Source organism: Dasania sp. GY-MA-18 (assembly GCF_024734385.1).
In the GTDB taxonomy this organism is placed as follows: domain Bacteria; phylum Pseudomonadota; class Gammaproteobacteria; order Pseudomonadales; family Dasaniaceae; genus Dasania; species Dasania phycosphaerae.
On sequence record NZ_JANHAP010000001.1, the window covers coordinates 348,066 to 360,643 of the forward strand.

Sequence of the window (12,578 nt, forward strand, 5' to 3'; positions counted from 1 at the left end):
GGATTGAGCCATAATGCTTATACCATATCCTTAATAGTATTCATTTCTATGCGCTCAAATAACACCCTAATCAACTTCATCTCTTTACGAATTTTTTCAATATCCTGATCTTTTGCCGCCAACTCTAACTCGGCGGCAATATCAGTAAAATCATTAAAACCTGCAGTTCCCGCTGAACCTTTTAACCAGTGCGCCAAATCCGACAGCGCCACAAAATTTTGTTGCTCTATTACACTATCCATTTCGTCTAATTGCGTGGCTAGGCGCAATACAAATTTTTCTACTATAGGCCGCAGCTTAGGATTAGCCGCTAAGCTTGATGTTACAGACTTAGGCAGCGATGGCTGCTCTAGCTGATTGGATGTGCTTTGTTCAACGCTGGCATTTGGCGCATTGTCACTAGGCAGTGTTAACCTGGCGGTCAAGGCCTTTATCTCGGCGACCACCTTTATCAGCCCTTGCTTATCGCCCTGCTTGGCCAGCTGCTCCAGCTCGTCACCGGGCTCATCAAAATGATGAAAGCCTACCGAACCCGCCGACCCTTTCAGCCAATGCCCTAAATCTTTTAAGGCTTTATAATCGTCCTGCTCTAAGGCTTGTTCTATGGTCGCCATTTGTTGCTGCAAGCGCTGGATAAATTTATCAATGATTGTTTGAAAGCGGTGATTGCCCCCCGCCAAGCTACTGACAATGGGGCTGTTATCTGTTGCTGCTTGTACTTGCTCATCAGCAGGGCCAGCCTCCACGTGGCCGGGCTCTTGCTCCAACCATTGACCATTTAATTTTTGCGCCAATAATTCGGTAAGCTGATCTATATTAATCGGCTTAGACATATAGTCCGAGTAACCCGCTGCTAAGCATTTTTCTTTAGCACCTTTCATGGCATCAGCGGTAAGGGCAATGACAGGGATAGCCAGGCCTTGCTCGCGCATACGTCTGGCCGCGGTAAAGCCATCCATAACCGGCATTTGCACATCCATTAGCACCAAATCAAAGCTATGTTTGGCTAATTGATCTAACGCTTGCTGGCCATCCTCTCCAGTGTAGACCTCTAAACCTAAATCACTTAACACCACACTGAGTAAATCGCGATTTTCTTGACCATCATCAACCACCAGAATTTTAGCGGCTGGAAACTGCCATTGACCATTGACATGAGCCTCTACAGGTTCAGCTGCTTGCAACAATTCCTCTACACTCAGCATGGCGACGCCACTAATATCACCGGCATTGATTCGGGTAGTAAAACAACTGCCTTTTCCTGGCGCGCTGCTTACCACAATATCGCCGCCCAGCGCTTCTGCAAAACGCTTACTAATCGTCAAGCCTAGGCCGGTACCGCCAAAACGCCTGGTGATAGAAGTGTCGGCCTGTACAAATGGTGAGAAAATGGCGCTGGCCTGTTGCTCCGTCATGCCTATGCCGGTATCTAATACATCTATTTCAACAACCGCATCAGCGCCAGTAGGTACTAAGCGTGTCACCACTTTAACGCCACCTTGCTCGGTAAACTTGATGGCATTGCCAATTAAGTTGGTGAGTATTTGCCGCAGGCGTGAAGGGTCAGAGGCTATGCTAGCAGGGAAAGGCCCCTCGGGAATAAACTCTAGGCTAAGGTTTTTCTCTTGTGCTTTAACTGCCATAACCTGTACTACATCTTGAATAATACTATGCAATGCACAGGGTAAGGTTTCTACCTCTACCTGGCCGGCCTCAACTTTTGATAAATCAAGTATGTCGTTGATCAGCTCCAGCAGGTGTTTGCTGCTGCTGGCAATGGTGTTGAGATATTTAAGGTTTTCACTTTCCAACCTATCACTGCTGCGGGTTTTATAGGCTCGTTTTAATACCTCGGTAAAGCCCATAATGGCATTCATAGGGGTGCGAATTTCATGGCTCATATTGGCCAGGAAATCACTTTTAGCCTGGTTGGCCTGATCCGCCTCTAATTTAGACTGCCGTAGCTGCTGCTCTTTTTCTTCTAGCTCGGTAATATCATCAAAGCTTATTAACACCCCGCCCGCTTTTTCATCGCTGGTTAATACCGGTGAGCAGTTGGTTAAAAATGTTCGGTTAGTTTGCCCGGGCACCACTAATTTTATTGCTCGCCCTTTTTGTGCTTCACAGTTTTTTAGAGCCAGCGTCCAAGGCAGCTCGTCTTTTTTCAGGGCACCGCCATCCGCAGCTAACCACTCAAACATTGCCACACTTTTACCAAATAGCTGCTCACTGCTGAGCTTAACCAAACCTGAAAAAGCTTCGTTGGCCAATACTATATTTTGCTTGGCATCCAATACCAGCAAACCCTCTGCCATGGTATCCAAAGCCGACCTCACACGATCGGGCACGGCCTGCGAAGGATCCAAGTCCTTGAGCATTTTGCGTAAATACAGAAAGAACAATATAAAACAAGTGAATGATAAAAAAGCTATCAGCAAAAACACTGGTTCCAACATAAAGCCAAAAAAACCTTGCGGCCGCAGCGGCTCAAAACGCAGCTCTATTTGCCCCCATTGGCTTTCCCCTTCCCAAATAGGTACCACTAACTGGCTATTCGCATCGCCTTCAAGCTTCCAGTGCTCCGCGTGTTCGCCCACCGTCACTATCGCTTTTGATTCACCTCTACGTATAGCTGCCGATAAGATTTCAGGATTGCGGCTCAACACCAAGCGCAGATTAGCTTCCATACGGCTGATATCAGAGCGGGTAATAAAAATAGAAGCGTTGGAAACTATCGCCTCTGCCACGGCCACTCGGCCATCTATTATTGCCTGATCACGATTGGGGATTAAACCAAAAAATGCGGCCACTAATAATAGAGTAATTAATACACTGCACTGCCCCATAGCTAAGCGCAGGGTGGTGCCATTAGTTTTTAAAAACTGCTTCAAAAATTGCATGGTTAGTGACTCGGTTTTTTATTGTTATCGGTTTGCGGTACGGGCTCGGCATCGGCTGCGCCACTATCGTTAGCGACTATGGACTCTAGGGTTTCTTCATCCCCTCCCGCTAAACCGCCTTTACCTTGCGACAATATGGGTAAAGGATCTATAAAGCGCCATGCTGGCAAGGCGCTTAACGCACTACTTAATAGCACGCCACTACGTATCAGCCACACCACATAGCCCACGGATAAGCTAGCTGTAGCAGTAACTGTGCCGCCTAATATTGATTGATTGCGTTCTATATTGCTGACAAAGGTTTCCCGCATAGTATCTAAACTATCGGATAAGTTTTGCGAACTCACTAAGACCAAGGGATCGACAAAAGAAGAAAATCCCGTATCAACACTGCCGGACACACTGGCCTCTACCGCTGAAGCTAATGCCGAATTATTATTTAACAGCCTCACATTAATATTGCTGGTATTAGCCGTTGTAGAGGAACTATCACCATCACCTAGCTCATTGCCAAAGCCGGTGAGACTGTCAATTTCTAACGTATTGAGGTTATCAAATTGGCCATCATCAATATCGTCATCCTCATTTTCCTGAGCGATAAATGCTGCAATTTCATCGGCATCGGTCTCAGCTTCAGAATCTTCATCCGTAGAGTTATCTTCTTCAGCGCTGTCTTCTTCGGCATCGTCATCAATGGCTTCAGGCACTGGCAGCTCTGGCTCGACAACGCTAGGGTCGGTAATCACCACAAACACTTCTTCAACCGCTACCGAGGCACTGGTTTTCGCAGCGCTAGCGCCATAACTATCCGTGGCGGTCACCCGCACACTAATATCGCTATCGCTATCATCACTGGTTAATAAGTAGCTGCTAGCAGTAGCACCATCAATCACCGCACCATCACGCAACCATTGATAGCTAAAACTGGCTAAGCCATCGTCATCTGATAAACCTGAAGTGTTAGCGCTTAGCGTGGTGCCCACAAAGGCAGTACCGTCTATAGTGACGTTACCTACTAAGGGGTCATCAATATTAGCTACCGCTGCTGTAGCGGCACTGCTAACGCTTTCCGCGTTACCACTACCATCGGTATAACTCACTGCTACCCGTATGGTTTTGCCTACGTCCGCATCACCTAGGGTATAAGTAGCACTGGTAGCCCCACTAATGGCCACACCGTTGCGCAGCCATTGGTAACTATAAGTTCCCAAACCATCTTTATCAGCCAGGGTTGAGGTATTGGCAGTAAGGGTTTGATCCTCCACTACCGAGCCAGCAATACTGACATTACCCGTTGGCACATCATTCACCGCTTGCACTGCTACTGTAGAGCGAATACCCAAAGCCACAGTATCGTCACCGCCATTAGCAGTACCGCCGTTGTCTTTAAAGCTGCTAATAGTGACGACGCGGTTGCTGGTGTTGGGGGCTTCGCTGTTGTTCTGATAGCTAATGCCGTCCACTAAGGTTTCGGTGGCGGCTGCACTTAAGCTACCACCGCTAAGAGTAACGGTAACAGTGGTGCCGCTTACGGACACGCTATAGCTCAAGCCATTGCTGGCGGTAGTGCCGCTGCTGTTAATGAGCGCTATGGCGGTGCCGTCTATATTGAGTATTTCGGCGCTGCCATTATTAACATTGCTTATAGTTAGGGTGAGCTCGCCCAGCACCTGCCCAGATTCTATAACGTCTACTGAGGTACCGCTAAATAAGTTCTGTGCCGCGCCACCTTCGGTAAAAGTAGGGTTGCTGCCAGTCGCGGTAAACGTAGGCTCGTCGTTAACGGCAACTACCGCCACCGTGCTGGCTATGCTTAAGGCCGCAGTGTCATCGCCACCATTAGCGGTGCCGCCATTGTCTTTCAGGCTGGTAAGGGTGACTACTCTATTGCCAGCAGTGGGGTCGTTGCTGGTATTTTGGTAGCTAATACCGTCCACTAAGGTTTCAGTGTTTGTTGCACTTAGGCTACCACCGCTAAGGGTAATGGTGGCGGTAGTGCCACTTATCGATACGTTATAACTCAAGCCATTAGTCGCGGTAGTGCCGCTGCTGTTAATGAGCGCTATGGCGGTGCCGTCTATAGTGAGTACCTCGGCGCTGCCGTTATTAACATTGCTTACTGTTAGGGTAAGTTCGCTGAAGGTTTGGCTAGGCTCTATGGTGTCTGCTGCGCTGCCGCTAAACAGGGTTTGTGCCGCCCCCCCCTTCGGTAAAGGTAGGATTGCTGGCGGTGGCCGTTAAGGTAGGCTCGTCGTTAACTGTGACTACCGTCACCGTGCTGGCTATGCTCAAGGCTATGCTATCGTCACCGCCATTAGCGGTACCACCATTGTCTTTAAAGCTAGTAATAGTGACGACGCGATTGCTGGTATTGGGGTCATTGCTGTTATTTTGGTAGCTAATGCTGTCCACTAAGGTTTCGGTGGCGGCTGCACTTAAGCTACCGCCGCTAAGGGTGACGGTAGCGGTAGTACCGCTTACTGACACGCTATAACTCAAACTATTGCTAGCGGTAGTGCCGCTGCTGTTAATGAGCGCTATGGCGGTGCCGTCTATATTGAGTATTTCGGCGCTGCCATTATTAACATTGCTTATTGTTAGGGTGAGTTCGCCCAGCACCTGCCCAGATTCTATAACGTCTACTGAGGTACCGCTAAATAAGTTCTGTGCCGCGCCACCTTCGGTAAAAGTAGGGTTGCTGCCAGTCGCGGTAAACGTAGGCTCGTCGTTAACGGCAACTACCGCCACCGTGCTGGCTATGCTTAAGGCCGCAGTGTCATCGCCACCATTAGCGGTACCACCGTTGTCTTGCAGGCTGGTAAGGGTGACAACTCTATTGCCAGCAGTGGGGTCGTTGCTGGTATTTTGGTAGCTAATACCGTCCACTAAGGTTTCAGTGTTTGTTGCACTTAGGCTACCACCGCTAAGGGTAATGGTGGCGGTAGTGCCACTTATCGATACGTTATAACTCAAGCCATTAGTCGCGGTAGTGCCGCTGCTGTTAATGAGCGCTATGGCGGTGCCGTCTATAGTGAGTACCTCGGCGCTGCCGTTATTAACATTGCTTACTGTTAGGGTAAGTTCGCTGAAGGCTTGGCCCGTTTCTATGGTGTCTGCTGTGCTGCCGCTAAACAGGGTTTGTGCCGCGCCCCCTTCGGTAAAGGTAGGATTACTGGCGGTGGCCGTTAAGGTAGGCTCATCGTTAACCCCGACTACGGTAACGGTGCTGGCTATGCCCAGGACTGCGGTATCGTCACCGCCATTGGCGGTACCGCCGTTGTCCTTGAGGCCGGTCAGGGTGACAACGCGGTTGCTGGTGTCGGGGTCATCGCTATTGTTTTGATAGCTCATATTGTTAACTAGCGTTTCTAACTGCGCCCCCGTCATAGTGCCACCTACCAAACTCACTGTGGCGGTACTGCCTACCACACTGACACTATAGAGCAGGGTATTACCGGCCGTGGTGCCGGCATTGCCGTTAGTCAGCGTAATTGCAGTGCCATCTATGTTAATGACTTCAGCGCTAGCATCGTTAACATTGGTTACGGTGAGGGTTAGGTCGGTCACGGCCTGCCCTAACTCTAAGTCTGAAGCGCTGGCGCCGCTATAGAGGTTTACGGCCGCGCCCCCTTCAGTAAAGGTAGGGTCAGTAGCCGTGGCAGAGAGACCAGGCTCGTTATTCACGCCCTGCATAGTCACGGTGCTGCTCAGGGTGAGCGCTGCCGTATCGTCACCGCTGTTGGCGGTGCCGCCATTATCTTTAAGGCTGGTGATGGTCACTACCCTATCACTGGTATTGGGGTCAGTGCTGAGATTGCGGTAGCTAATGCCGTCTACCAAGGCTTCCAACTCTGTGGCGCTTAAACTGCCGCCGCTTAGGCTGATGGTAGCGGTGCTACCCACCACGCTAACACTGTAAGTGAGGCCATTGGTAAGGGTCACACCCAGCGGGTTGTTAACCAGTAAAATGGCGCTGCCATCTAAGTTAAGTATTTCCGCAACACCGTCATTAACATTAGTCACAGTAAGCGTGAGCTCACTAAAGCTTTGCCCTGTCTCTATGGTGCTGGCATTAGCGCCGCTATATAGGCTTACCGCTGCCCCACCTTCGGTAAAGGTAGGGTTACTGGCCGTCACGCTTAGGGTGGGCTCATCATTCACCGCCACCATAGTGACGGTGGAGCTAAGGTTAAGTGCCGCCGTATCATCACCACCATCGGCAGTACCGCCATTGTCTTGTAAGCTGGTGATGGTGACTACCCGATTACTGGTAGTGGGATCATCGCTGTCGTTTTGATAACTAATGCCATCAATTAACGTTTCTATAGCGCCCGCATCTAAGCTGCCGCCACTTAAGGTGATAGTGGCAGTAGTGCCTGACACCGTCACGATATAGCTCAGACTGCTTGCGGTAGTGCCGCTATTACCGTTGGTTAAGCTAATAGTGCTGCCATCGAGGTTAAGCTTTTCATCACTGCCATTATTAACATTCGTGACAGTAAGCGTCATAGCGCTAAAAGTCTGGGTGCTTTCTATAGTACTAGCGCTGGCACTGCTGAATAGACTTTGCGCCGCTCCATCTTCAGTAAAGGTGGGGTTGCTGGCGGTAACCGTGAGGGTGGGCTCGTCATTAACGCTAACCACGGTCACAGTAGAAGCGATATTGGGGGCCGAAGTATTATCGCCACCATTGGCCACGCCACCATTGTCTTTTAGCTCGGTGATAGTGACAACGCGGTTGCTGGTGTCGGGCTCGTCGCTGTCGTTTTGATAGCTAATACCATTCACTAAGGTTTGAGTGGCGGCGCTGCTGAGGCTGCCGCCGCTTAAAGTAATAGTGGCCGTAGTACCGGTCACTGACACGCTATAGCTCAAGCTATTGGGGGGGGCGGTGGTGCCGCTATTACCATGGGTTAAGCTGATGACGGTGCCGTCGATACTGAGCTTTTCATCACTGCCATCGTTAACATTGCTAACGGTTAGGGTGATTGCTGCAATCGTTTGGCTACTTTCTATGGTATCGACACTGGCAGCACTAAACAGCCCCTGAGCCGCGCCTCCTTCGGTAAAGGTGGGGTTACTGGCCGTGGCCGTTAACGTCGGTTCATCGTTAACGGCTAGCACGGTAACCGTGGACGCTAAATTGGGCGCTAGAGTATCGTCACCACCATTGGCGGTACCGCCGTCGTCTTGCAGGCTGGTAATGCTGACCACACGGCTACTGGTATCTGGCTCATCGCTATCGTTTTGGTAACTAATATTATTGATTAAGGTTTGGGTAGCAGCCGCATCTAAGCTGCCGTTACTTAGGGTGATGGTGGCGGTGGTGCCGGTTACTGACACACTATAATCCAAACCATTAGTGGCAGTGGTACCGGTATTAGGATCGGTTAAGCTAATAGCTGTGCCGTCAAGGTTAAGTTTTTCATCACTGCCATCGTTAACATTGGTAACGGTTAAGGTCATTGCAGTAAAGCTATCACCGTTATCTATCGCATCGGCTACAGCCCCGCTAAAAACATTAACCGCCGCCCCGCCCTCGGTAAATGTGGGGTTAGTCGCGGTGGCGCTTAGAGTAGGTTCGTCGTTAACATTTTCTACCGCCGCCGTTTCAGAACTGATAACCACCTCGGCATTGCCGGCACCGTCGGTGTAACTCACCACGACACTGATGGCCTTGTCTACGTCATCATCACCTAGCGTATAGGTACTGCTGGTGGCCCCTACGATACTGGCACCATCGCGCTGCCACTGATAACTATAACCACCAGAACCAAGACCATTGGCATCTGACAGGCCGCTAGTATTGGCCGTTAAGGTTTCATCTTCCCTAACAGTACCGTCAATAACCACATTGCCCGTGGGCAACACATTACTAGCGCCTTGTGATTGAATAAAACTGAAGCTATCTATATTTTCATCGCCGTGGTTTAGGCCTACCTTGGAGCCATCAAAAAATAAGCTCACGGTTCCATCGGTGATGCCAGCAAGCCCTTTAGTGGTTTGCGTAAGATTCAACGCATAAATATCATGACGAGTACCCGCTTGGGTGTTGCTGAGATACACGCTATTATCACCGTCAGTAGTGACTAGTAAGGTACCGGCCGTCAGTGTAGTCCCAGCCACGGTATAGTCATTTTCTATCAGCTCCAGGCCGGTAATATTATTGCTAAAAATTGCATCGCTTAAGTTGGGCGTATCGCTGCCATCAACTAAAACTTCGGTGCCCACATTGGCCGGGGCAGCCGTTAAATCGCCCGGGGTGAGCACAAGAATGCTGTTATCATTTTCGACAATTAAGAAGGTGCCCTGCTGCAGCGTGGTGTCACCTACTGTAGTGGTCTCTTCCACTAAAGTCAGCGCGGTAATATCAGTACCCGTGTTGTTAGTAAATAGCTTTATAAAGGTACCGGAGCTGTAATCACCGACCGTATCGGGGCGAAAGATAAACACATCCTCTTTATCGACATCGGTAGTGCTCAGGTCAGAGTTGGTCAGGGTTTCGGCGCTGGCTATCGATAGCAACACATCCCCTGCCAATAGGCTAATAGGGGTACCGCTGCCTACGTCTATATCGGTGGTGACGTAGTGGATGGCATCGACATTATTGTTGGCTGTATGGTCGGCAAGGTCAAAAACCGCATTAAAGCTACCGCTAGTAGTGGGTTCAAAACCGGCAGCGTCGGGGTCGAAACCCAGCACTGCGGAGTCTGTCCAGGATGCTAGGCCATTGGCACCGGGCGAGCTCACATCGTTGCTGGTAGACAGCCATAGCAGGTTGGGGCTAACCGTCACATTGACGGTAGCTTGCTGGCTACCGCCACTGTGCAAATCACTGACTTGTGTGCTGTTTAGCGAATCATTATAAATACGCACACTGTCTAAAGCGCCGCCATAAAAGTTGTTGGCGCCTTCATTGCTAGCACCGAGATAAATATCAGACGCTATGCTCATCGGACCGGCACCATTGCCACTAGTCGCTTGTGATACGCCATCGATGAATACTTCAGTACCGCTACCGTTAGTCGACACCAAGGTATAACTATGCCAGGCACCGTCATCCAAATTGAGACTGCTGATATCAACATAAAGGGAGGAGGAATCAAGCACGTCAAGATTATCCTTGATGTTGGTCACCAAGTGATTGTTATAAGCAGAAGCGTGGGTATCCTCCCTTATGGCTATATTAATAGAACCAAGGGAGCCAAAATTGCCGTGATTGTATAAATACTGTACACCACTACCTACCAAGCCACCGGACTGAATTTGAAAACGAAAAGAAATAGTAAAATTGCCGGTGGGATAGTTGACGTCGGGTAATACCACATAATCATCCACGCCATCAAAACTGAGCGCATCACCGTAATGGCCCGCCACCGTGGTAGTGCCGACGACGGTGCCATCATCACCACCGACCGCATCCACGGCATCGCCGTCTAAACGCCAGTAGTGCGAGGTCTCATCCTCGTTGCCATCGTAGACTAGGTAGTCAAAACTATCGCCACCGCTATAAGAGGCACCGGGAGTATAGGTGAGGGTGTTATCGCCATTGAGGGTGACGCTGCCATTAGTGGGGTTGGTGTAATCGAGTAAGACAATAGGGTCAGACTCTGGATCGGTATCGTTGGCCACCACATCGATCTTAACTGGGGTATCGATAATGGTTTGCACCGCGTCATCCACGGCGGTGGGTTCAGCTAATACCCCCTGCCAGTTTTGCACCCAGCTATCGTTAAAAGCGATGCTGGTTTGTACGGTGCCTAGGCTGTATTCCAAATCCCAGTCACCGCCTTGCTCGCTGGCACCGGTTAAATCGTCACTGGCGGCAACATCGGCGCCGGTGATAGCGGCCAGGCCGGTTAATAAGTCGCGGCCCGCTTCACCGGCAGCCAATTCACAGCCGTAGATTAATAAATCGGCTTCGCTATCTAAAAACTGCCGCCACTGGTTTAGCGAGGCCTGATATTCATTGAGCTTGTCACTACTAAGCCACTGATCCCCCAAGGCAAAGCCATTCTCATTACCATGGCTAATAATATGTATGGCATCCACCTCGCCCAAGGCCGCTAAGGTGCTGGTGATTTTAGCTAGGGCATCTTCACCGGGCTGCCACTCAATAACGCTGTAGTGGGTTTGCTGGTCATTACTGGGGATGGCGGCTAATAAGCTTTGGTAATCTTCTAGGCTGGTATCAACAAAAATTAGCTCTTGCCGAATAGCCTCGTCGGCCGTAGGTAGCAACACAGCCAGCTCATCAATCAATGCAGTATTGCCAGACTCTTGCTCATCGCTACTATAAAAGGTGCTTTGTTGCGGGCCATGCAGCTTATCTTGGGGGTATAACTGGCTTAGGCTGCTTAGGCTAATAGGCTCGGGAGTGGTGGCCGCTAATACTGGTTTATCAAGGTAGCTAGCGGCCAGGGTTTGTAATAATTGCTCGGCGGCGGCTTGGTCGCCCAGGGCTAGTTTATCGTCTAAGGGGTTGAGCAAACCGCTGGGGTCGGCGGCACCCAAAGGGTCGGCAGACATCAGTAACCGCGGCTCTAGTGACTCTATGCTATACATAGCCGAGTGCAAACTCGCCGGTGGCTTTTCGGCAAAACGGCGACGAAAAATCATATCAAGAGGCTTCATGCCTTGCACTCCTAGCGACCCTGTTATGCATCAGTAATACCCTATTTAAGCCTTGGCTAATATACGTAGTACACGCAGGCTACGGCGCCATTGTGGTGGCCGACGACACGCTGGTAGCCGCTGCCGGGGTAAATTTCATGGAGCATTTTAAACCGGCAGGCAGCTGGTAATCAGGGTTGGGCAGATTCAGGCGCACAGCAAAAGTACCACTGGCAGCATCACCCACCTTATCGACTATGGTGACCACCGCCTCTCTTTGCTGCTGCACATTGGTTTCGGGGTATACCTGCGCAGTCATGCCAGCACTGATACGGCCGTAGAATTCAATGGGCACTATGGCCTCTACATACAGCGGGTCTAACTGGGCGATACGCATAATGGGTTGATCTTCTACATACTCGCCAGATTCTTTAAACACTTGCAGCACGTAGCCATCTATAGGCGTGCGTATAATTTTTTGCTTGAGTTGCTCTTGCGCGCGGCGCAGTTCTAATTGGCGTATATGCTTTAAATCCAAGGCCTGCTGCAAACGCCAGGCCGATAAGTTAAATTCGCGCTCGGCCTGATCTTTAGTATCAAAGGACACGCTTTTCTTCTCGTACAAGGCGTCTATGCGCTCTTTGCGGCGTTGATCGAAGGCGTGATTCACCTTGCTGACCTCCACCTCCGACTCTATGTCGGCGCGGGCCTGGGCCAAGACCACCGAGGCCTGCTCCACACCAGCATCTAGGGTAGCGGCGATTTTGCCCTTGGCAATAAAATCACTTTTTTCTACGTAGATTTTATTCAGCACCCCCGGCACCGAACTGGCGAGATCTACTGTTTGGTAGGGGCTAATCACACAGTCTAAGGGCGGCAGCTCTGGCTGCGACTGTTGCGACCACGCCAATGGCGAGCTGATCGCTAACATCAAGGAGGCAATCACTGGGCGGTTTAAGGCACTTTTTATTATTAATTTTTGGCTGCAATACACGTAGGGACTCTCATTTAAGCAAAACAATCCCTAAAGCATAACAGCTATACCCAGCTTTGAAAGTCATAGCT

Annotated in this window: 4 protein-coding genes; all 4 read right to left on the bottom strand. The window is 50.2% G+C overall.

Annotated elements, in window-relative coordinates; translation table 11 throughout:
* Positions 1–17 precede the first annotated feature (17 nt).
* Positions 18–2,900: a response regulator gene (locus tag NO559_RS01565; protein ID WP_258330015.1), complete on the bottom strand. Its 2,883-nt coding sequence runs from the start codon at positions 2,898–2,900 to the stop codon at positions 18–20.
* Between the two features lie 2 nt (positions 2,901–2,902).
* On the bottom strand, positions 2,903–4,924 hold the full coding sequence (locus NO559_RS01570) for a DNA polymerase V family protein (protein ID WP_258330016.1): 2,022 nt from the start codon (positions 4,922–4,924) through the stop codon (positions 2,903–2,905).
* 154 nt (positions 4,925–5,078) lie between these two features.
* On the bottom strand, positions 5,079–11,534 hold the full coding sequence (locus tag NO559_RS01575; RefSeq protein ID WP_258330017.1) for a DUF4347 domain-containing protein: 6,456 nt from the start codon (positions 11,532–11,534) through the stop codon (positions 5,079–5,081).
* 79 nt (positions 11,535–11,613) lie between these two features.
* On the bottom strand, positions 11,614–12,507 hold the full coding sequence (locus NO559_RS01580; RefSeq protein WP_258330018.1) for an efflux RND transporter periplasmic adaptor subunit: 894 nt from the start codon (positions 12,505–12,507) through the stop codon (positions 11,614–11,616).
* Between the last annotated feature and the right edge of the window lie 71 nt (positions 12,508–12,578).

Excerpts from the sequence above, each read along its gene's own strand:
- NO559_RS01565 (WP_258330015.1), bottom strand. The coding sequence starts at position 2,900 with ATGCAATTTTTGAAGCAGTTTTTAAAAACTAATGGCACCACCCTGCGC.
- NO559_RS01575 (WP_258330017.1), bottom strand. The coding sequence starts at position 11,534 with ATGAAGCCTCTTGATATGATTTTTCGTCGCCGTTTTGCCGAAAAGCCA.